General features: G+C 64.0%; 20 protein-coding genes. 6 read left to right on the top strand and 14 right to left on the bottom strand.

Annotation, left to right across the window (positions count from 1 at the left end; translation table 11 throughout):
- Window positions 1–106: 106 nt before the first annotated feature.
- The 8 genes from PCO31010_RS10025 to PCO31010_RS09990 form a co-directional block, all read right to left on the bottom strand.
- On the bottom strand, window positions 107–745 hold the full coding sequence (locus PCO31010_RS10025) for an alpha/beta hydrolase (RefSeq protein WP_150664099.1): 639 nt from the start codon (window positions 743–745) through the stop codon (window positions 107–109).
- Between the two features lie 63 nt (window positions 746–808).
- The gene (locus tag PCO31010_RS10020; RefSeq protein ID WP_039395291.1) at window positions 809–1,141 is read right to left on the bottom strand and encodes a (2Fe-2S) ferredoxin domain-containing protein; all 333 of its coding nucleotides are present in this window, start codon (window positions 1,139–1,141) and stop codon (window positions 809–811) included.
- 156 nt (window positions 1,142–1,297) lie between these two features.
- Window positions 1,298–2,839: an MFS transporter gene (locus PCO31010_RS10015; protein WP_150664098.1), complete on the bottom strand. Its 1,542-nt coding sequence runs from the start codon at window positions 2,837–2,839 to the stop codon at window positions 1,298–1,300.
- Between the two features lie 274 nt (window positions 2,840–3,113).
- On the bottom strand, window positions 3,114–4,286 hold the full coding sequence (locus tag PCO31010_RS10010; protein ID WP_150664097.1) for a VanZ family protein: 1,173 nt from the start codon (window positions 4,284–4,286) through the stop codon (window positions 3,114–3,116).
- Window positions 4,287–4,301: 15 nt separating this feature from the next.
- Window positions 4,302–5,156 carry an ABC-type transport auxiliary lipoprotein family protein gene (locus tag PCO31010_RS10005; protein ID WP_150664096.1) on the bottom strand — a complete coding sequence of 285 codons (855 nt, stop codon included), beginning with the start codon at window positions 5,154–5,156 and terminating at the stop codon, window positions 4,302–4,304.
- Window positions 5,153–6,118, bottom strand: a complete 966-nt coding sequence (locus PCO31010_RS10000; RefSeq protein ID WP_150664095.1) for an MlaD family protein — start codon at window positions 6,116–6,118, stop codon at window positions 5,153–5,155. The genes PCO31010_RS10005 and PCO31010_RS10000 overlap by 4 nt, the downstream gene beginning before the upstream one ends.
- Entirely contained in the window at window positions 6,108–7,043 is a 936-nt protein-coding gene (locus PCO31010_RS09995) for an ABC transporter ATP-binding protein (RefSeq protein WP_246184529.1), read from the bottom strand. The genes PCO31010_RS10000 and PCO31010_RS09995 overlap by 11 nt, the downstream gene beginning before the upstream one ends.
- Window positions 7,043–8,164 carry an MlaE family ABC transporter permease gene (locus PCO31010_RS09990; RefSeq protein ID WP_373275355.1) on the bottom strand — a complete coding sequence of 374 codons (1,122 nt, stop codon included), beginning with the start codon at window positions 8,162–8,164 and terminating at the stop codon, window positions 7,043–7,045. Before PCO31010_RS09990 ends, PCO31010_RS09995 begins: the two co-directional genes overlap by 1 nt.
- 239 nt (window positions 8,165–8,403) lie before the next feature.
- Here PCO31010_RS09990 and PCO31010_RS09985 point away from each other — a divergent pair, with 239 nt between their 5' ends.
- Genes PCO31010_RS09985 through PCO31010_RS09975 form a run of 3 tightly spaced genes read left to right on the top strand, consistent with a single transcriptional unit; the run spans window position 8,404 to window position 11,388 of the window.
- Complete coding sequence (locus PCO31010_RS09985; protein WP_174984556.1) at window positions 8,404–9,420, top strand: biotin--[acetyl-CoA-carboxylase] ligase; 1,017 nt, start codon at window positions 8,404–8,406, stop codon at window positions 9,418–9,420.
- The gene (locus PCO31010_RS09980; protein WP_150664093.1) at window positions 9,420–10,535 is read left to right on the top strand and encodes a type III pantothenate kinase; all 1,116 of its coding nucleotides are present in this window, start codon (window positions 9,420–9,422) and stop codon (window positions 10,533–10,535) included. Before PCO31010_RS09985 ends, PCO31010_RS09980 begins: the two co-directional genes overlap by 1 nt.
- Window positions 10,507–11,388, top strand: a complete 882-nt coding sequence (locus PCO31010_RS09975; protein WP_174984553.1) for an SPOR domain-containing protein — start codon at window positions 10,507–10,509, stop codon at window positions 11,386–11,388. Before PCO31010_RS09980 ends, PCO31010_RS09975 begins: the two co-directional genes overlap by 29 nt.
- Before the next feature lie 124 nt (window positions 11,389–11,512).
- Here PCO31010_RS09975 and PCO31010_RS09970 read toward each other — a convergent pair whose 3' ends face one another.
- The 3 genes from PCO31010_RS09970 to PCO31010_RS09960 all read right to left on the bottom strand — a co-directional run bounded on the left by PCO31010_RS09970 (window position 11,513) and on the right by PCO31010_RS09960 (window position 14,169).
- The gene (locus PCO31010_RS09970) at window positions 11,513–12,520 is read right to left on the bottom strand and encodes an asparaginase (RefSeq protein WP_150664091.1); all 1,008 of its coding nucleotides are present in this window, start codon (window positions 12,518–12,520) and stop codon (window positions 11,513–11,515) included.
- A complete protein-coding gene (gene rfaE2 / locus PCO31010_RS09965; protein ID WP_150664090.1) occupies window positions 12,517–13,020 on the bottom strand; it encodes a D-glycero-beta-D-manno-heptose 1-phosphate adenylyltransferase in 504 nt (167 codons plus the stop codon). The genes PCO31010_RS09970 and rfaE2 overlap by 4 nt, the downstream gene beginning before the upstream one ends.
- Window positions 13,021–13,299: 279 nt before the next feature.
- Window positions 13,300–14,169, bottom strand: coding sequence for a ferritin family protein (locus PCO31010_RS09960; protein ID WP_174984604.1), 870 nt, complete (start codon window positions 14,167–14,169; stop codon window positions 13,300–13,302).
- 712 nt (window positions 14,170–14,881) lie between these two features.
- Between PCO31010_RS09960 and PCO31010_RS09955 the strand changes: the two genes are divergently transcribed.
- The 3 genes from PCO31010_RS09955 (at window position 14,882) to PCO31010_RS09945 (ending at window position 16,657) form a co-directional block, all read left to right on the top strand.
- Window positions 14,882–15,478, top strand: a complete 597-nt coding sequence (locus PCO31010_RS09955) for a chalcone isomerase family protein (RefSeq protein WP_150664089.1) — start codon at window positions 14,882–14,884, stop codon at window positions 15,476–15,478.
- Between the two features lie 24 nt (window positions 15,479–15,502).
- The gene (locus PCO31010_RS09950; protein ID WP_150664088.1) at window positions 15,503–15,940 is read left to right on the top strand and encodes a nuclear transport factor 2 family protein; all 438 of its coding nucleotides are present in this window, start codon (window positions 15,503–15,505) and stop codon (window positions 15,938–15,940) included.
- A 129-nt stretch (window positions 15,941–16,069) separates the two neighbouring features.
- Window positions 16,070–16,657 carry a LysE family translocator gene (locus PCO31010_RS09945; protein WP_150664087.1) on the top strand — a complete coding sequence of 196 codons (588 nt, stop codon included), beginning with the start codon at window positions 16,070–16,072 and terminating at the stop codon, window positions 16,655–16,657.
- Window positions 16,658–16,673: 16 nt separating this feature from the next.
- Here the strand turns inward: PCO31010_RS09945 and PCO31010_RS09940 are convergent, their stop codons facing one another.
- From PCO31010_RS09940 to PCO31010_RS09930, 3 genes are all read right to left on the bottom strand, one after another.
- On the bottom strand, window positions 16,674–17,540 hold the full coding sequence (locus PCO31010_RS09940) for an AraC family transcriptional regulator (RefSeq protein ID WP_150664086.1): 867 nt from the start codon (window positions 17,538–17,540) through the stop codon (window positions 16,674–16,676).
- A gap of 71 nt (window positions 17,541–17,611) precedes the next feature.
- Window positions 17,612–18,898: a patatin-like phospholipase family protein gene (locus PCO31010_RS09935; protein ID WP_150664085.1), complete on the bottom strand. Its 1,287-nt coding sequence runs from the start codon at window positions 18,896–18,898 to the stop codon at window positions 17,612–17,614.
- 79 nt (window positions 18,899–18,977) lie between these two features.
- Entirely contained in the window at window positions 18,978–19,955 is a 978-nt protein-coding gene (locus tag PCO31010_RS09930; protein ID WP_150664084.1) for a PhaM family polyhydroxyalkanoate granule multifunctional regulatory protein, read from the bottom strand.
- Between the last annotated feature and the right edge of the window lie 57 nt (window positions 19,956–20,012).

The raw sequence follows: 20,012 nt of genomic DNA, 5'->3' as shown, positions 1-20,012 counted from the left end.
CACGGCACGACAAGGTTCAGAGGCGAATTATACCCGTCGCCATCCGACGTCCCCAGCGAAGCGGGTCGCTGTCAGACGAAACGGCCCGAAATTCGGGCCAGATGTATCAATGACGCCACGCATCCACCACGATCTGTTTCAGCAGCGGTAACAGGCCGTGGAAAAAGTGTTCGCCGCCGGGGATTACCACGACGGGCAAGGTTTGCGGACGCGCCCAGTCCAGCACCGATTGCAACGGCACCGTGTCGTCCTTCTCGCCGTGGATGACGAGCGTGTCGGCGGGCACGGTCGCTACGTCCCAGTTGCTCGCGGCCGTGCCGACGAACACCAGACGTTGGGCAGGCGTACCTGCGGCTTCGAGCGCTTTGGCCACGTGCGAGAGCACGAACGTGCCGAAAGAGAAACCAGCGAGTGCGAGCGGCACCGTTTCCCAACCCGGTTGCTGACGCATCCAGGCGATGACGGCCATCAGGTCGTCGCGCTCGCCGATGCCTTTGTCATGCTCGCCTTCGCTCTTGCCCACGCCACGGAAGTTCGGACGCACCACGGCGTAACCGAGCTGGACGAAAGCACGCGCGAGCGTCTGCGCCACCTTATTGTCGAGCGAGCCGCCGAACAACGGATGCGGGTGCGCGACGAGGGTGATGCCGCGCAGATTTTCCGGCCCACCGGCCGGGCGGTCGATAGCGATTTCGATGGCGCCGACCGGGCCGTCGATGGTGAAGCGTTCAGTCTGAGCGTTCATGAGCGAAGTAGGTCTGGAGTGCGAAGCCGCACGCATGCATCGACAATGCGGCTGGTCAGTCGATCAGTCGATCAACAGGCGCTCGACGATCTCGCCTTGCGCCAGGTGCTTCTCGACGATTTCGTCGATATCGGTCTCGTCGATGTACGTGTACCAGGTCCCTTCGGGATAGATCACGACGACCGGCCCCAGCTCGCAGCGGTCCAGGCATCCGGCCTTGTTCACACGCACCTGACCGGGACCGGCCAGACCGAGTTGCTTGACCTTCTTCTTGGCGTATTCCTGCATCGACTGCGCATTGCAGTTCGCGCACGACGGACGGTCGGCGCCCGCTTCGCGCTGGTTGAGACAGAAGAACACGTGATGCTTGTAGTACTGCGACTGGGTGGTGGCCATGTCGGTGCTTTTATGTGGGGGAATTGGCAACGTAACGACGTGTTGCGGGCATTCTAACCGACCTGCTTAAGGCTTGCGGGCGGCCCCGGCGGGCGCACTCAGCGCTCCGCACCGAAGAGACGAGGAAATGCAGATTCCGGGACACCTGGACACAGATCAGCGAAGACGCCGCTGTACCGCCATGAACAAGGCGCAGAAGGCAGCCAGACACGCGAAGCCGAAGAACACGTTCACACACGAGAGCACCAGCGCCTGTTGCGACGCGAGATTGCCCACCCACGCAGACGCCATATGCGCCGCCGTCGTCGCATCGACACTCGCGCCGAACGTCTGCTGCGCCTGCGAGACGGCCGCATTGTAGGCGGGGTTCAGCGGCGTCATCGCGGGCGTCAGTTGATGCATGAAGACGGCCTGACGGTCCTGCATCAGCACGGCCATGACGGACACCGACATCGAACTCACCAATTGACGCACGATGTTCTTCGTCTGATAGCCATGCTGGAAGACGTACTCGTCCATGCCGCGAAACGTCAGCTCGGCAATCGGAATCATCGCGAACACACCGCCGAGACCGCTCAGCACCATCGGCAGAATCAGCCACTGACTCGACACGCCCTGATAGCTCTGCGACAGCAGGAATGCGTAGCCGAGCAGGCACAGATAGCCGAGCAGCACGAACGGTTTGAGTTTCACGAACTTCGGACGCGCCATCGTGTAAATCACGGCCACGACGAGACTCGTCACCGACGCCACCGCTTGCAGATACCCCGTGTGCTCGACGCTCCAGTTCAGCCCCTGTTGCATGTAGATAGGGAACAAGTAAGACGTCGAATACGAAAAGAAGTAGTACACCGCATACCCGCCCAGCCCGAGCACATACACGGGGTTGCGCACGAGCACGCGAAAGTCGATCAGCGGCTTGTGATGCGAATACTGATGCCACATGTAGCCGATGGCGCAGATTGCCCCGACCAGACAGAGTTCGAGCAGATGCAGCGGGCTGGAGAAGAAGTCGAAGCGCGAGCGCTGCATCATGACTTCGACGAACAGCACACCCGCCGCGAAGAACACGATGCCGCGCATTTCGAATTCGCCTTCGTCGCGCAGACGTTCGCGAAAATCCGGAATGACGAGCCACGACGCCAGTGCCCCGGCCAGCGCAATCGGCACCATGACAAGAAATACCGACGACCACATGAAATGATCGACGAGATAGCTCGCGAGCAAGGGCGCGGAAATCTGCGCGCCGAAGAAGCCGTAAGTGAAGAACAACAACGCCCGCAGCCGCAATTCGGGCGCAAAACACAGGTTAATCAGAATGCGGCTCGCCGTGAACAGCGACCCTGCGCCCAGTCCGAGCACGAAGCGCGCCACGGCAAGCTCCACCGGGTTGTGCGCCATGCCGCACATCCACGCGCCGAACGCCATGAGCGTGAGCGCACCGGTCAGAAAACCGCGATAACCCAGACGCGACGCGAGCCAGCGTTGTTTGAGAATGACGAGAATGCCAGCGACGGCGTAAAGCGTTGAGACAAAGGCGTACTCTTCCGGGGCCGCACCGACGCCGCCCGCGATATGCGACGACGCGAACACGAACATGCCGTTCTCCAGCATCTCGATGCCGGTGGCCGCCGCGATCACGGCCATCAGCACGCGCTGCCGTGTCTTGTGCGCAAACACCAATCCCCAGGTACTCATCTTCGCTCCCCAATGAAAACCGCCCGGGATCTGCCTGTAGATGCCGGGCGGTCGTGGCGCGCCAGTGTCAGTACGCCTTACATGAGAGTTTAGGAGTCGAGGGCGGCCTCACCAATGGGCAGACGGCCAATACGCTATTTCCAATTTGGAAACAATGGCGCTGGGAAATCGACCGGAAACGCTTATCGGACGGGCATTGACGGACATTTCACCCTTCAGGCGGGCGCATCGATGCGCCCGCAAAAAATGCCGAATTTCCGGGCGCTCGTCGGCGTCAGTCCGGCTTGCCGCCGCGACGCGCCGGACCGCGATGGCTCGGGTCGAACATCGCGAGTAGGTAGATCAGCACGAGATACGGCCATGTCCACGCGAGCCAGCGCGCCAGCACGTTGAAGTGCACGTACTGCCCCTGACGCCACGACTGAAGCGCCGCCTCGTAATAGGGATTCGCAGGCAGAAGATTGACGAAGACGAGCAGGACGACCAGCGCCGCGAGCGCAACGGCGCCCCGCAGAAAACGCGGTCCGCGCCCGGCGACGCTCAGCACGAGCGCGCCGACGACCAATCCGTAAATCGCGCCTGCCGTCACCCAGTCGAACGCCTGTGCGGGCGAGAACTGCCACGCGGCCGCAATGGCCTTGATCGCGAAAGCGCTGATGAACATCGCGCACAGCAGCGGCACACGCGGCGCTGTGCGACGCATGGCCAGCGTCGCGAGCAACCCCGCGAGAATCGTGCCGCTCGCGGTCACGACCGTCTCCCACAGGGCGTGGCTTGCGACGGCATCCAGCGCCGACAGATAGTCCTGCAATTCCCCGAGCTTCGGCACCCAGTCCAAGACCAGATCGGTGACATCCGGGTCCTGCCAGAGCCAGATTTGCCGGACAAGGTCGCCGTCGCCAAAGAGAAACTGCTGCGGGTACGCCTGCGCCCACGGCCACAGCGCCAGCAACACGAGCAGCAGGCTCGCATGACGCTCGAACCACGCGAAGCGCAAATGACGGAGCCATCCGCGATCGAGCAACGGGCTGGTGAGCGGTACGGCCATCGCACCGCCAATGAGCGCGCCCAGCGCATTCGTCGCGAGATCGACATTCGACGCTACGCGCGTGGGCAGATACGTCTGCAACGCCTCCATGCCGCACGAGAACAGCGTGCCCAGCACGAACGCCGCGATCACCGCGCGCGTGCCGCGCCATGCCGGGTGCAACGCCCACACGGTCAGCACACCCAGCGGGATGTAGCCCAGCACGTTGGTGACGACATCGAACATCGTCATCCAGCGGGGCAGCGGTGCGAACAGGTAGTCGAACGGCCCGACCGCCGCCCGCTGAAACTCAAACGGGTAGAGGCTGGCGTAGGCCATCAGCAGAATCAGGCACAGCAGCGCCTGACGCGTAAGCGGAGAAGCGCGTCGTTGCCAGGGTTTGACTTCGTGCTCGGGCATCGGCGAGACGACCCGCTATCGCGACGGCGCCGAAGCGCTCACCGACGACGAGGCTGTGGAAGAAGTTGCGGAAGAAGCGGCGGAAGAAGCGGCGGGCAACGCACGCGACTGCGCAGGCGCACGTGTTGTTGCCGAAGGTGCCGGTACACGTCCGGCGAGCCACTGGATCAACTGCTTCTGCACCGCATCGCTCGCGGTAGCCAGCGCACGCGCGCCACCGGCAGCATCCGCCGTGGCGGCGGGGGCTTGGGAGCGCAACGTCGTCTGCGCGAGCAGCTTCGGCCCGTCGAACAACGTCGCACGGACCTGCACCACGCCATGACTGGCCGACGTGCTGTCGAAGTACTGCGCGAACTCTTCAAGCTCGACACGCAGCGCGGGGGCCGCCGCCGGGTCGCCCGCGGCGAGCACCACACGGTCGACGGACAGCGCCGCTCGCAGACGATCACCAAAGAGCCGTGCGGGCGACGCAAGCCAGCGACTGTTCGCATACACGCGCGCCTGATCGCCCTCGCTGGCGGGCAAGCGGTAATAAATCATGTCCGAGTCGAGCCAGCTCGGTGCGTTGACCACGACCTTGAGGGGCGACAGTTGCTGCGCACCGGCAGCCGCGACGTCGGAGGCGGGGGCGTTAGCACCGGCTGCACCGGCTGCACCATTCGCACCATTCGCGCCGGCCACGGCCGACGCAGGAATCGTCGGTGGACCCAGATCGAAGCGCGCCAATGCACCCGACGGTGTCGGTGCGGCGCATCCGGCGACCAGCACCACAGTCCCCAGCGCGGCCCCAAGACCGAACAGCCATGTGACGAAGCCGCCCTTACCGTTATTCATCTCGATATCCCCTTGCGTGACGGTGTCGCGCATCATTGACCTGCCCCGGCCCCACTCGGCCACGCGAAACCGGTTTCGCCCGGCCCCGGCGGCGGCGGCGACGTGCCGAAGAGCAATGCGCGCGGATTGCGGTTGATCGTCTCTGCGGCTTGCCCCACCGCCTGCGACGTGAAGCGCAGATCGTCCGACAGACGATTCAGACGCGGCAGCGCTTCCTGTTGCAACGAACCTTCGAACGTCTGCATCGTGCCCTGGAACGCTGCGAGGCTCGACGCAGCCTGATCCGCCGCCCGCCCCACGCTATCCAGATTACGCACCAGCGGCCCCTGCGGATCCGTCAGCTGGTTCGTCAGACGATGCGCGCCAGCGAGCGTTCCATTCAGTTCGCGCACCGTTTCCGGCAGTTGCTTGGTGACCGGCTCGAGTTGCGTCGCCACACGGTTCACGCTCTGGGCGGCGGTCTTCACGCTATTGATCGAATCGACGATCGCCTGCCGATTCTCGGGATCGAGCAACTTGTTGACCGACGACGTCGCTTCCTCAAGCTGGTGCACGAGGTTGTTGCCACGTCGCTGAAGCTCGTCGACGAAGCTCGGACGCAAACGCAATTGCGCGACCTGTGTCTCGGATGACGACAGCAGGGTGCGGTCGTGGCCATCGTCATCGAGTTGCACGAAGGCCAGCCCAGTCACGCCCTGATAACTCAGCGTGGCGAACGTCGACTTGGTCATCGGCGTGCCTTCATTCACGAGAATGCGAATCAGGATCTGACCCGGCGTGCGGGGATCGAACTTGATCGACTCGACTTTGCCGACGCCCAGACCGCGATAACGCACGGCCGACTCCGGATTGAGGCCCGTCACGTTCGTGCGCGAGACCAGGTCGTAGGGCACACGGACGCGGTTGTCGCGATTGAACCAGTACACCGAAGCGGCGACGGTGGCGAGCAATACCAGTGTGAAGAGGCCCGCCATGAAAGCGTGCGATTTATTTTCCATCGTCGAGTAACTCCGAAATCTTGGCGCGCCGTGCCGCAGGCAAAGCCAGCAACGCGCGTCTGCCGCGCTCACCGAGGAAGAAGCTGTGAATGAACGGGTGATCGACACGCACCACGTCTTCGACCGGCGCGTTCACGAGTACCTTGCGATCAGCCAGCACTGCCACTCGGGTCGCCAGCATCATTACCGTGTCGAGATCGTGGGTGACCATCACGACCGTCAGGCCGAGCGAGCGATGCAGGCCGCGAACCATGTCCACGAACTCGTCCGACGCCTGCGGGTCGAGCCCGGCCGTCGGTTCGTCGAGGAACAGCAGCTCCGGCTCCAGTGCGATGGCGCGCGCAATGCCGACACGTTTGATCATGCCGCCCGACAATTCCGACGGCATGCGATTGGCCATGCGCCCCGACAACCCGACCATCTCCAGCTTGTACATCACCACATCGCGAATCAAATCCTCCGAAAGCGTATGCAGCTCGCGCAGCGGTTGCGCGATGTTGTCGAACACCGTCATCGCGGAGAACAGCGCGCCGCGCTGAAACAACATGCCCGAGCGACGACGCAGCAGATGCGCCGTGCGCCGGTCGATCATCGTGATGTCGTGCCCGAAGATACTGATATGGCCGCTGGTCGGACCTTCAAGGCCGATGATCTGCCGAATCAGGGTGGTCTTGCCCGACCCCGACCCGCCGACCAGCGCAATGATCTCGCTTTGACGCACCGTGAGATCCAGATGTTCGTGAATCGTGTGCGTGCCGTAGCGTTTCGTGAGATCGCGAACTTCGATGACCGGCTCGGCTTCGCCCGGCAACGTCGACGACACCGGTGGGCAACTGGCCGACGCACCGAACAGCACATCGCTCTGGGCCAGCGGCGACGAGACCGCAGCGGTGTTGGCAGGATCGCGCACGATAGGTTCGCTCATCAGCCGATCCCCACGTTGCGGAAGAGGATGGCGAAGACGGCATCCGCCAGAATCACCACGGTGATCGACGTGACGACCGATTGTGTCGTGCCCTCGCCAAGGCTCTGTGTGTTGGGTTTGACGCGCATGCCGAAGTGACACGCCACCAGCGCAATCAGCATGCCGAAGACCACGCCCTTGCCCAGACCGATCCACAAGTTCGCGATACGAACCGCGTTGGGTAGCGTCGTGAAGAAATAATGCAGTCCGATGCCGAGTTCGTACTTCGCTGCGATGGCGCCGCCGAGCAGCGCGACGATGTTCGTCCACATCACGAGCAACGGCATGGCGATGGCCAACGCGATGACCTTTGGCAGCACGAGTCGCAAACCGTGCGGGATATCCATCACGCGCATGGCATCCAGCTCTTCGGTCACGCGCATCACACCCAGTTGCGCCGTGATCGCCGATCCTGAGCGCCCCGCGACGAGAATCGCGGAAAGCACCGGCCCCAGTTCCCGGATCACCGACAGGCCGAGAATGTTCACGATAAACGTACTTGCCCCATACAACTTCAGTTGTTGGGCAGAAAGATAGGACAGAACGATGCCGATCAGGAACGCGACCAACGCCGTAATGCCGAGCGCCTTCGCCCCGGCACTGTAGATGTTCGCGGACATTTCCAGCCATGGCGCGCGCGACGGATGGCGAACGACACGGCCGAGGTCGATCACGAATCGGCCGAACATCGAGATGCCGTCGCGCAAATGCTCACCTAACGTGAACAGCGAATAGCCCAGTTGGCTGACGGGATCGACGCGGCGCTTGGGCACCGCACTCTGACGCGTGCGGTCGAATTCGGCGAGGTGATCGAACAGCGCACGCTGTGTGGCGGTCAGCGCGATACGCTGAGGGTACTTGCGTTGCCAGTAGCGCCACAGCGCCTGCGCACCCACGTGATCGAGCCGCTCCACACAAGTGAGGTCCCACGCCAGCTCGCCGTGAGGCAACGCACGCACCAGCCCGATGAGCGTCTTCTTGCGCTGCGAAAGCGCCAACGCCGTCCACAGGCCACGCAGCATGACCACCGGGCCTTGTGCCGAGGTGGTCAGCTCGAGAGTGGGTACGGCATCGAGGTTCAAAACTGAGGATCTCCTGACAACAAACTCGCCGGAATCCAGCGTGGATCCGGCATGGATCCAGCAAAATGCGCGGCAAAACGCGGTCATTGTACGGTACAGGCGCGGCCATACGATGGCAACCCGGTGGCGGCTGAAAACCTGCCGGAATTGTCCGACGCGCGCATCGGATGATGCCGAAATACGGCCGTCGACGCAGGACAGACCGGCGCGGCGCCAACCTCGCCGCTACAATAGCAGCCATGAATAACGCCGCACCTTCTTCGCCCCCCGCTCCGCTCGACGCCATGGCTCCCGGTTCGCCGGAAAGCCGCGCCAGCGCGGGGGCAACGTCCGCCCACGACACCGCCGCGCGTCGGCTCGACGGTGAGCGCATTCGCTCGCGTCTGACGGCGGTTTGCCGCGACTGGCAGATCGAAGTCGTCGACACCACGGGCTCCACCAATCTAGACCTGCTCGCGCGCCTTCGTGAAGACGCAACGTGTGCGCCGGTCGTGCGCGCCGCCATGCAGCAGACCGCCGGTCGCGGCCAACGCGGGCGCGCATGGCAGAGCTTGCCGGGCGACAGCCTGACGTTCTCACTGGCGTACGTCATGACCGGCGGTCCGGCACAACTGGCCGGATTGTCGCTGGCAACCGGCGTCGCGGTCGTGGAAGGATTGTCGGATCTACCGGTATCCGCTCCGCAGGCGCTCGGCCTCAAATGGCCCAACGACGTCCTGCTGCGCGGCGGCAAGCTCGCGGGCATTTTGATCGAGACGGTCCCGGCAGGGCCGGGGCGCATCGGCGTCGTCATCGGCATTGGCGTCAATCTTCGTCATGCGGGCGATGTGGCGACGCGCATCGACAGCGCAGCTGTTCAGAGCGCGGCGACGGCCACGCCCAGCACCGCCACGCCAGCGGTCCCTGCCACGCCGCCCGCTGCGCTCGAGTCGGTCCTCGTGGATCCGGATATGTCGTCGGTCCTCGTCGCCCTGGTTCAGCGGCTTGCGGCCATGCTTGCGCGTTTCGACGCGCAGCGCTTCGACGCGTTCCGCGAAGACTGGGAAGCGATGCATGCCTACAGTGGGTCGTCGATTCGTGTGATCGAACACGGACGCGACGTGTTGCACGGCGTCGCACTCGGCGTCGATTCACAGGGCTGCCTGCGTGTCGCGACGACCGAAGGCGAGCGCACGATCGCCAGCGGAGAAGTCTCGGTACGTTTGCTCGACCCGTCTACCGCAGCGACGCTTCCCGGAACGCAGGGAGGCCGCTGATGTCCGCGCCCCGTAAAGCGTCATCAGCATCACCGACACCCGCAAGCATGCAGGGCGCGGACGGCATGCCTGCCGCATCGAACGGCGGCGTCTATGGCAGTGCCGCCCCCTGGCTGTTGGTCGATGCCGGGAACAGCCGCATCAAGTGGGCATTGGCACCGGCCGTGCGACCCGCACACTGGCGTGCTGCCTCGCCGTCCTTCCTCGCCAGCGGCGCGGTGGATCACGCCGAGTGGCGCACGCTAGCGACACAAATTCGTGCAGGCTGGTCGGCATTGGCAGCGGATACCTCTGCGACGTCAGATCCCGACGGCAACGGGAGCCAAACCGGCGGTCGACACTTCGCGCCCAACGCTGCGCCGCTCGCCATCGGGCAGGGCGGGCAACACGACGGATTCATCTGCCCGGCACCCGCCGGCGTGTGGCTCACCAATGTCGCGGGCGATGCTGCCGAGCAAGCCGTCCGCATGACGTTGCAGACGTTGTGGGGCATGGCGTCGTCCGACTGGCTTCAGGTGCTGCGCGCGAGCGACGCGCGGGCAGGCGTGCGCAACGGCTATCACACGCCTTCACAGCTCGGCAGCGACCGCTGGGCCAGCCTGATTGGCGCGCATGCGGCATGGCCGGGCGAACACCTCCTGATCGTGACACTGGGTACCGCCACGACCATTGAAGCGTTGCGCGGCGACGGCGACTATCTCGGCGGGCTGATCGCCCCGGGCCCGGCCCTGATGCTGCAATCGCTCGCGCAGGGCACCGCGCAGTTGCCCACACTCGACGCCATGATGCCTTCGGGTGGCCAGGCATTCGCGCGTAGCACGACCGAGGCCATTCTTCGCGGATGCGCTGCCGCTCAGGCCGGTCTCGTCGAACGCAGCTACGCACAGCTCGAAGCACAGCTCGGCGCGCCCGTGCGCTGCGTGCTTTCCGGCGGTGCGCGTCATGCGCTCGCACAAACGCTCGCACTGCCCTTTACCGAGCACGATCAGCTTGTGCCAGCAGGACTCTATGAAGTCGCGTTACATGCGGCTGAATCGTCGGCGGCAAAAGCCACCGAGCCCCATACCCCGGCAGACGCTTCACACGATGCCGGACAAGCACGAGGAGGCGTTTGAGATGTTGCGCGCGTTGTTGCTCGTCATGTTTCTCGCGGCAAACGCAGCATTTGCGGCCGTGCAACTGGGCTGGCTGAAATGGCGTGACGTGTTGCCGGAAACCGGCCGCGAACCGGCCCGCGTCAAGACGCAACTCGACCCTACGCACATCCGGCTGACGGGCGCGGACATCAGCGGCGGGACGCCGGTACGTGCGTCGTCTGCTGCGGCAGAAGCACCGGGCAACGCAAGCGGAAGTGCCGCGTCTCCCGACACCGCCGCATCATCGGCAGCCGCATCGGCAGCAACTCAGGCGGTGGCGGCGGCTACGCCAAGCGTCGTCGCGAGCGATGCCAGCGCGGCGCAGGCGGCCGCAGCCGCCGCGACGTCTTCCTGCCTAGATATCGGCCCGTTTGCCGCAAACGACGCACAACAGGCGCGCGGTCTGCTGCTCGCCGCGTTGCCCGCCGGTCAGGGCGACATTCAGTCGGTCGCCGTCGACAAACGTTACTGGGTGCATCTCGATCCAGTACCGAACAAGGCCGCCGCAGACAAACAGGTGGCGCAATTGCGCTCGGCAGGTGTGACCGAATACTTCCTGCTCAACGACGAGGGTTCGAATATCGTCGTCTCGCTCGGGCTGTTCAACGACAAGGATCGTGCGACGCGTCTGATGGCGACCGCGCAAAAGAAAGGCCTGACGCCGCAATTGAGCGAAAGGCCGAATGCCAAGAGCCGGATCATCTATCGCATTGCCGGTATTAATGCGAACGCGGCAACGCAGGTGCGTGGCGTCGTCACGCAGCAATGGTCGGCGCAACTGGTGAAAGCATGCCCGGCACCGGCGGGAAGTCCACCCGCCGGGGTTCATTAGCAGGCCTGCGCGCGAATCGACGGTCACTCGCGGAAAATGGCGGATGTGAGTACGCGCAGTGGCGAAACGTCCCGCACGCCGCGCAGACGCATCGTCCCGCCCGCCATTCGTCAACTTGTCAGAGTCAACTCACCCGCTTCAAGTCAACGACCGGGCGCACAACGCCGGTTTGCGTACCGCGTGCGTTCTTGACGACAGGCGACACCCACGGGGCAAGACCGGTGGTTTCCGGGGCATCGACGAGGCCCAGCGCTTTGAGAACGGCTACCGCTGCGGTGTAGAGCGCACGCATGTTGCCGTCGACCACCTTGATGGCAATGCCCAGGCCAGCGGAGCGAACGCCGATGGTCTGCACACCGTCCGCGCCGATTTTCGCCACCCAGTCACCGGGTGCCATGCGCATGAAGGCCAGGTCGTTGCGTGCAGTCCCCGACACCATCTCCGGCTGCTGCGTCATCGCGTCAAACAGCGTCGAGAGCGCCGCGTCGTCACTTGCCGCGAGACGCGCGTAGGCCGCCGCCAGTTTGTCGAGCGGCAACGCGTAGTTCGGCGCGGAGCAACCGTCGATGCCCAGCGGCAGCGCATCGCCCGAAACGCCGACAACGTCGCCCACACGTGCGCGAATGCGCTGCTGCAACGGGTGCGAAGGATCGAGATAGGTGTCGAGCGGCAAGCCGTGTTGCGCGCAGTACGCGAGGAAGCCCGCGTGTTTGCCCGAGCAGTTGTGGTGCAACGGCGTCGGCTTCAGATCGGCCGGTGCGCGCTTGCCTGTCGCGGAATAGAACGTCGGCACGTGGCATCCGCACTGCAAGTGGTGTTCGTCGCACCCGGCTTTGCTCAACAGGCTTTTCACGCCGTCGACGTGAAACGACTCACCGGAATGGCTCGCGCACAGCAGCGCAAGCTCAGCTTGCGTCAAACCGAAGTGCGCCACGCCGTCGCCTTCCACGAAGGGCAGCGCCTGAAACGGCTTGAGCGTAGAGCGCGAGAACGTGAGGAACGACGGATCGCCTGCGGCATAGCGCAAGCGCCCCTGCGCGTCGACGACAGCCACCGAACCGTAATGAATGCACTCGACGGTGTCGACACCGTTCGCACCGCGCGTGACTTCAACGAGAGGCGCGAGACTCATGATTGGGCCCGCACTTTCTTGAGCAGCGACGTCGTCGAGCGCTGATGTTCGAACGCAATGGCCACTGCCTTGCCGCCCCAGCCGCGCACCAGTGCAGACTCCGGCAGCTTGTCCATGTCGTAGTCGCCGCCCTTTACCAGAATGTCGGGGCGCACTGCGGCAATCAGCGCTTCGGGCGTCGTTTCACCGAACGTCACCACGTAATCGACGCTTTGCAACGCCGCGAGCAAGGCAGCACGATCGTTCTCATTGTTGATAGGGCGATCGTCGCCCTTGCCGAGCGTGCGCACAGACGCGTCGGTATTCACGCCGACGATCAGACATCCGCCGAGCGCGCGTGCTTGCGCCAGATAGGTCACATGACCGCGATGCAGAATGTCGAATACGCCGTTGGTGAACACCAGCGGGCGCGGCAGCGTCGGCGCCAGCGCGGCAAGCGCTTCGCGCGAGAGGATCTTGGCCTCGAAATCGGCCGGAGGAATGACTTGGGGAGTTGACATGACGCTCGCTCGAAGTGGACGCGCATTCGCGAAGATGGCCGCTATTGTCCCACGAGCGACCGGGCCGGCGTCGTTGATGTCGAACGCCTTGTTGGTACACCGCCTCATGCGCAGCAACACCGTCGCTGTATACGGGACGGCGCAGGCGTCGAGGTCGGGGTTCGTTCGATGGGCGCAGCCTGGCAATACGCCGAGCCACGAACCGCCAACGCAACAAAAAAGGGGCCGAAGCCCCTTTCTTGTTGATACCGATACAGCGAAGTTCGTCTGCTAAGCAGCTTATGCAGACGCCGCGACCGGTGCCGGTGCGGTCACGGCCGCGAGGCGGACGGTGATTTCCTTGCGGTAACGGTTCAGGTCTTGCGCCGTCGCGAACGTGCGCTCGAACAGCAGCGACATGTTGTGCAGAATGCGCTCGACAACCTTCTTTTCCCAGCTGTCGTCGAACTTGATTTGCTCGTCGAGCCAGTGTTCGAGCCACTCCGGCTCCGGCAGACGCGACTGCACCGTATCGTTCGGGAACAGTTCCTTGTTCACGTGCAGATTGGTCGGGTGCAGCGGCTTTTCCGTGCGACGCGCCGCAGCCATCAACACGCCGATCTTCGCGAACGCAGCACGTGCGTTGTCGCCGAAGGTCGTCATGGCCTTCTTCATGTAGCGCAGGTAAGCGCCGCCATGACGCGCTTCGTCGCGCGAAATGACTTCGTAGATGTGCTTGATGACCGGCTCGGTGTGCCATTCGGCAGCACGGCGATACCAGTGGTTCAGGCGGATTTCGCCGCAGAAGTGCAGCATCAGCGTCTCGAGCGGCGGTGCCGGGTCGAACGGGAAACGCACAGCGTGCAGTTCAGCTTCGGTCGGCACGAGTTCCGGGCGGAAGCGGCGCAGGTACTCCATGAGCACCAGCGAATGCTTCTGCTCTTCGAAGAACCACACGCTCATGAAGGCGGAGAAATCGCTGTCGTCACGGTTGTCGCGCAGGAACATCTCGGTAGCCGGCAGTGCGGCCCATTCCGTGATGGCATTCATCTTGATGGTGCGCGCCTGATCGTCGGTGAGTTGGCTGGCGTCGAATTTGTCCCACGGAATGTCCTTCTCCATGTTCCAACGCACTGCCTCCAGCGACTTGTACAGTTCGGGATACAGCATTTCGGTCATTTCAATTACCCCCAAGGTCGCGAGACCTTACACCAGGACTCAAGATAGTATTGTGAAAGTTTACGCCGAATTTCGACAGACAAAACGGTGAGCGGGTCTCGGTCGGCCCCCGCCGTCCGGTTCCACGTCTTGAACCCTGCCGTCGCAGAAGGACGGCGATTTCACGCCTGTTCTCTGGCCGCATCCTGGCAAAATGGCTTAGAGCGACCCTACTAAAATATGGGCAAACTCTTGAATCATAACATAATTCCCCTTCATTACCGTGACGTCTGACACTCGCGTGACGGTAATGCGTCGTAATTTTGACGCTTGTCAAATTGTCACGCAAACCTCCTAAGCTGAGGGAACGAGAGAATTCCCAGCGCACCTCCTGATAGACGGTTGCACGCAGTCGATGCTTACCCTGCCCCGGCCGTCCAAAGGGTGATTTCAGGTGAGGCGTCAGGGTATGTCCTTGTGCCACGGGCCTGCGCAGGCCGCGCTCATGGTCTACGCTGAAAACAATCGTTCCGAATTCGCGACGACACCACCTCAGGCCGCCCCGGCAACCACCGCTCGCCACGCGTCACTTTGAGGATAGTTCTCAGTCGCAATTACGCAACACGTATGACGGGCAGACGCACCGGCTGAACGAACCGGGCGCCGCCAATGGGCCTACCGACTCGACTTAATCCTTGATCCCTTCACCGATAGGGAGCCGAGCATGGCACTTCAAGCACATCGGGCAAACCGGGCGCACGCAGTTCATCGTCCCCACTTTGCCGCCTGGTTGCGCACCGCCTGCTTTTTGATGGCAGTGGCGGCAGCGCCTGGCGCTCTGGCGTTCGACGCCGGGCAACTCGCCTCGCAGGAAATCCCGTCTGCACATCTCGTCGGGCAGGGATCGTTCTCGCGAATGGGATTCCATCTATACGACGCCGCCCTCTTCTCCGGAGCGAATCCCCTCAGCGCCAACTGGAGTACGCATCCGCTCGTGCTCGACGTGCGCTACGCGCGAAGTTTCAAGTCCCACACGCTCGTACAACGCAGCCTCATCGAGATGAGCAAGCTGCAAGTGGGAACCGACGCCGAGCGCCAGCACTGGGCCGAAGAACTTGCGCGCATCTTGCCCGACGTCTCGGCAGGGCAGCATCTCACCGGCGTCTTCCGCCCGGGTGATGGCACACGTTTCTTCTCGGACGGCAAGCTCATCGGTCAGATCGCAGGCGACGCCTTCGGACGCGCCTTCTTCGCCATCTGGCTGGACCCGCGCACCAGCGCGCCCGACCTTCGCGCGGAACTGATCAGCGACGCCCGCTGAGCCCGCGCCCGGAAACGCGTGCCTATGGACATCGATCACGCTGCCGCGCTCACGCGCCTGACCCACTACTTCGAGACGTTGACCCGCCAGAGCCTCGGGAATCTGGGGGAGTTCTACACCCCCAACGTCTACGTCAAGACACCGCTGCACGAAGTACGCAGCGCCGCCGAAGTCGCGTCGCTCCTCACGCATCTGTTCGAGCGCCTCGACGTGCCGCGCTTCGAAATCACGGCGCAACTGCTCCAGCACAATCAGGCGTTACTCGTCTGGAACCTCCACTTTCACGCCAAACGCTGGCTCGACGACGAACAGGTCATCCATGGCGCGTCGCATCTTCGGCTCGCGGTCGACGGTCGCGTCGCCTATCAGCGCGACTATTGGGATGCGACTGAAGACGTCTATCTGAAACTCCCTTTTGTGGGACGTTTGATACGTTGGCTGCGTGAGCGCATGTTTCTTTGAGCCGCCACCGCCCGGCATAGAGCAGTTTTCTTCAATACACCGCGCAAGCCCCCGCCTACAGTCGGAACCTCACACACGCCGCCACGTGGCGGACGTGATGTTGTGAACTCGTTCGCAATGAGGATTCCGATGACCGTTTTCTATTCGATGGCCGCGTTCGCGCTGGCGGCCTCCATCACGCCCGGCCCCGTCAACGTCGTAGCGCTCGGCTCGGGCGCGCGCTATGGGCTCGTGCCGAGTCTGCGTCACGTGACGGGGGCGACCGTCGGCTTCGTCGCGCTGCTCGTCGCCGTGGGTTTCGGCGTGTACGAACTGCTGCAACGCGCGCCGGTACTCCTGCATGCTATCCAATGGTTCGGCGTGGCCTTCCTGCTGTACATGGCGTACAAGCTCGCCGTCGACGACGGCGAACTCGGCGACGCAAGCACGCAACGCGGCCCGACCGTGTCGCACGGTGCCGTCATGCAGTGGCTCAATCCGAAGGCGTGGCTTGCCGCGCTCGCGGGCATGGGCGCTTACACGGGCGGCGACCCCACACGTATCTGGCAATTCGCCGCGATCTACTTCGTCGTGTGCTGGTTGTCGGTCGGGTGTTGGGCGGCGGCGGGCGCGATGCTGCGCCATCGCATGCGCGATCCGAAACGGGTGCGACGGCTCAATCGCGTGATGGCCGCGCTGCTGGCGGGAAGTGCGGTGTATCTGGTCGCGGCGGGATGATGCGGTGGCATGACGCTCAGACCACACGCGTCTCGCGATAATGTCCCGGCGTCGCGGCGAGAAACTGCTTGAAGGTCCGCTGGAAATGCGCCTGATCGGCAAAGCCCGCATCGAGCGCGACTTCGGCGATGGCGTGTCCGCGCCGCAAACGCGCCCGCGCATACTGAATGCGCTGGTTCATGAGAAACGCGTGCGGCGCGAGGCCGAACTGCGCACGGAATGCCCGCGTCAGATACGACGCCGACAAGCCCGCCGCCGCGCTGATCTGCGCCAGCGTCAACGCCTCGCAGCAATGCGCGCGGATGAAATCCGCAGCGTCGCGCAGTTTGTGCGAGTCGTCGCGCATCGGCTTCGGCGCAGGATTCAACCGCTCGTGCACATCGATGAAGAACTGCTGCACGACGCTCTCGCGTTCCAGCCGATCACGCGACGCGTCGGTGCAAACATCGTAAAGCCGGTTCAGTCCGTCATACAGCGAGGGGTCGGTTGACGACATCGGGTCGAAAAGATGCAAATCCTGCCCGCGCGCAAACCCCAGCTCGCGCTGAAGATCGCCCAACCACGCGGTGTCGACGAATAGCATGCGATAGGCCCATGCCTCGTCGCCGATGGGATTGCAGGCGTGTACCGCGTCGGGGTTCATCACGACGACGCTGCCGCGCCCTACCGTCTCACGCGCGTGACCGTTCAGATACGTGCTTCGACCGCCCGTCACCGCGCCGATGGAAAACGTCTCGTGACTGTGCAACGCGTAGCACACGCGCCGCCCGTCGAGCACTTCGCGGGCTTCGATGAACGGCAACGCCGGGTCGCGCCAGAACGTCGACGGGTATGGACATTTAACAGCGGGGCATGCGACAGCGGAACGGGACGATTTCGACATACGCGCGGCTCAGTGAAGACGGCAATGATAGCGGGACATTGGAGACGTGGGAGACGTGGCGTCCGTCCGTCTCATGCCGCAGGCTTCCCGGTATCCGCCACGGTGTCGGGATCGATCGACAGCGGCGAGTTGGCCGGTGGCGCGGCACCGCCGACCGCACCGGATTCGACGTCGTCGAGCGGGCTGGTGCCATCGGCTTCGGCGACGAGCCACGCGGCAATCGCGTCGCGCTGCGCGTACGCGTCCGCTTCGCCGAGCGCGATCAGCTCCTGCGTGTAGGACGACTCGAACAGCAAGTAACTCGCAAACGCGGCACCACGCTCGGCATCCGCGCCGATCGCGCCCAGCATCGTGCGCACTGCGCGCGGTAGTTGCTTCAGATGTCGTGCCGCAATCGGCTCGAGACGCTGGCTCGGCGAAATCAGCAGCGTCTCAATAGGACGCCATCCGCTCGACTCCCGTTGCGCCTCCGGCACGTATCGCAGCACATTGTTGATGTGTTGCAGACGCTCCAGATCCGCCGACAACCCGTCGATGAACACGCTCGCCAGCGCCTGCCCGCCGATCTGCGCGAGGCTCGGATAACCGCTGATGCGCTCACCGCTGCTATCGAGTCCGTACTGTCCGTGCGACGCTCCGATGATCAGCACACGCGAGGCCCCCAGGTGAATCGGCGGACTGAGCGGCGCGATCTGACGCATCGAGCCGTCGCCGAAATACTCGGGCTGCCCGTCGAGATCGAGTTCGATGGCCGGAAAGAGGAACGGGATCGCGCTCGATGCCAGCAGGTGCTCGACAGTGAGTGGCACAGCGCGCGCGAGCCGTAACGAGCGCTTCCACGCCTGAATCGGCTCGGCGCTTTGATAGAAGGTGACGTGTTTGCCCGAGGAGTACGACAACGCAGTGACCGACAGGGCTTCGAGCGCACCGGAGGCGAAAACATCAGGCAACCGGTCCAGACGAATAGCCTGGCGCAGCATATCCGCCAGGGGGGACCAGTCGAACAGCGAGCGCGGCGAGCGGCGCAACGCCCAGCCGAGGGAGATGGCGGCGAGCCAGCGCGCACCGGTGCCCGCCATGCCCAGCGAATCGGCGCGAAACACCTGACCGGCGTGAAACTGACGCCAGACGGCATCGAGCTTCATGACCCCGTGCTGGAAATCGTCAGCATGCGAAGCGAGTGCAGCGGCATTGATCGCGCCCGCCGACGTCCCGCAGACAATCGGAAACGGGATCGCCCGTCGCGACGGCAGGACCTCGCGTTGTATCGCGGCAATCGCCGCGAGCACGCCGACCTGATACGCGGCGCGTGCGCCTCCGCCCATCAGGACGAGACCGGTACGTTCGCCTGAGATCATGGGGGGCCTCCTCTGCCTTCGCTGTCGTTATTTTTCCCTCGCCGTCAGCCGTCCGGGCAAGCGACCGAAGTCGCGCGCCCTACCACTTCCAGGCGGATTGTTTCCCTGTGCTGCCCGATGCACGGCCCTTGGCGGACGCTTGCGTCGGGGTATCGCCCTCGGCCTTTGCCGACGACGTGCGTCCCGGCGTTTTAGCGGATGTCTTGGCCGACGTCTTGGCCGCAGCGGATTTGGTCGCCGTTTTGGCGGACGTCTTCTTGCTGGCCGGTGCGCGTTTAGCCGCCGTCTTCGGTGCTGCCTTCGTTCCCGTCGCGGCGCGCTTTGCGGGTGCCGCCGTCTTGTCGGCTGCCTTCGCTGCGGCCTTCGTGGCTCCCGAGGCCTTCGTTGCCTTGGCCGCTGCGTCGGACATTTGTGCCGCTGCGGCTTCGGTCATCTGCGCGGCCGAGACGCCTGCCGCCTGCGCGGCAGCGGCAATCTGGTCGAACTGCGCGCGCATGGCGTTGAACCACATCGACGGGTCCAGCGCGCCGTAGGCGCTGCTCGCCTGCCCAAAAGGCGATGCCGACGCGGCTTCGTTCTCGGCACCGGCTTCACGTGCAGCGCCCGGCTCGGCTTGCGGTTCAGGTTCGGGCGCACTCGCCTGCGGTTCCGGCTCGACGTCCTGCGCCGGTTCGGAGGCGGCAAACGGCGAACGCCAAAGGTTGGCAGCGTCCGCCTGTCCGAACGGGGATGCACCGGTGTCGGCGGCCCCGGTGTCGGTCGTGCCCGTCGCACCGAAGCTGCCCGTGCCGAACGCGCGCAGCGTCGCGTACGTGGCGCGCTGCACTTCGAAGGCCTGAATCGTCGAGCGCAGCACGTTCAGGTTGAGTGTGAGCCACTGTTCCACCGCACGCATCTCGGCAATGCGATTTTCGATTTCGTTGGGATCGAGCAACGGCGCGGCGCTTTGCATCAACTGCGTCAGCGGCGAGGTGAATGTCGCGGGCGGACTGAACGCCTCCCACATCTTCTTGAGAATGTCGAAGCCGTTGGGCATGGCACTCGTCGAATCGCTCATTACAGTCTCCAGTCGGGCACGGACGGCAGGTGAAGCACACAGGGCGTATGGCTATCG

Source organism: Pandoraea commovens, assembly GCF_902459615.1.
GTDB lineage: Bacteria > Pseudomonadota > Gammaproteobacteria > Burkholderiales > Burkholderiaceae > Pandoraea > Pandoraea commovens.
Note: the sequence above shows the minus strand (reverse complement) of the source record. Positions and strands in the feature narration are given on the sequence as shown.

Bases quoted from the DNA above. Each gene is read 5' to 3' on its own strand.
- PCO31010_RS10025 (WP_150664099.1), bottom strand. From the start codon at position 745: ATGAACGCTCAGACTGAACGCTTCACCATCGACGGCCCGGTCGGCGCC.
- PCO31010_RS10020 (WP_039395291.1), bottom strand. From the start codon at position 1,141: ATGGCCACCACCCAGTCGCAGTACTACAAGCATCACGTGTTCTTCTGT.
- PCO31010_RS10015 (WP_150664098.1), bottom strand. From the start codon at position 2,839: ATGAGTACCTGGGGATTGGTGTTTGCGCACAAGACACGGCAGCGCGTG.
- PCO31010_RS10010 (WP_150664097.1), bottom strand. From the start codon at position 4,286: ATGCCCGAGCACGAAGTCAAACCCTGGCAACGACGCGCTTCTCCGCTT.
- PCO31010_RS10005 (WP_150664096.1), bottom strand. From the start codon at position 5,156: ATGATGCGCGACACCGTCACGCAAGGGGATATCGAGATGAATAACGGT.
- PCO31010_RS10000 (WP_150664095.1), bottom strand. From the start codon at position 6,118: ATGGAAAATAAATCGCACGCTTTCATGGCGGGCCTCTTCACACTGGTA.
- PCO31010_RS09995 (WP_246184529.1), bottom strand. From the start codon at position 7,043: ATGAGCGAACCTATCGTGCGCGATCCTGCCAACACCGCTGCGGTCTCG.
- PCO31010_RS09985 (WP_174984556.1), top strand. From the start codon at position 8,404: ATGAATAACGCCGCACCTTCTTCGCCCCCCGCTCCGCTCGACGCCATG.
- PCO31010_RS09980 (WP_150664093.1), top strand. From the start codon at position 9,420: ATGTCCGCGCCCCGTAAAGCGTCATCAGCATCACCGACACCCGCAAGC.
- PCO31010_RS09975 (WP_174984553.1), top strand. From the start codon at position 10,507: ATGCCGGACAAGCACGAGGAGGCGTTTGAGATGTTGCGCGCGTTGTTG.
- PCO31010_RS09970 (WP_150664091.1), bottom strand. From the start codon at position 12,520: ATGAGTCTCGCGCCTCTCGTTGAAGTCACGCGCGGTGCGAACGGTGTC.
- rfaE2 (WP_150664090.1), bottom strand. From the start codon at position 13,020: ATGTCAACTCCCCAAGTCATTCCTCCGGCCGATTTCGAGGCCAAGATC.
- PCO31010_RS09960 (WP_174984604.1), bottom strand. From the start codon at position 14,169: ATGCTGTATCCCGAACTGTACAAGTCGCTGGAGGCAGTGCGTTGGAAC.
- PCO31010_RS09955 (WP_150664089.1), top strand. From the start codon at position 14,882: ATGGCACTTCAAGCACATCGGGCAAACCGGGCGCACGCAGTTCATCGT.
- PCO31010_RS09950 (WP_150664088.1), top strand. From the start codon at position 15,503: ATGGACATCGATCACGCTGCCGCGCTCACGCGCCTGACCCACTACTTC.
- PCO31010_RS09945 (WP_150664087.1), top strand. From the start codon at position 16,070: ATGACCGTTTTCTATTCGATGGCCGCGTTCGCGCTGGCGGCCTCCATC.
- PCO31010_RS09940 (WP_150664086.1), bottom strand. From the start codon at position 17,540: ATGTCGAAATCGTCCCGTTCCGCTGTCGCATGCCCCGCTGTTAAATGT.
- PCO31010_RS09935 (WP_150664085.1), bottom strand. From the start codon at position 18,898: ATGATCTCAGGCGAACGTACCGGTCTCGTCCTGATGGGCGGAGGCGCA.
- PCO31010_RS09930 (WP_150664084.1), bottom strand. From the start codon at position 19,955: ATGAGCGATTCGACGAGTGCCATGCCCAACGGCTTCGACATTCTCAAG.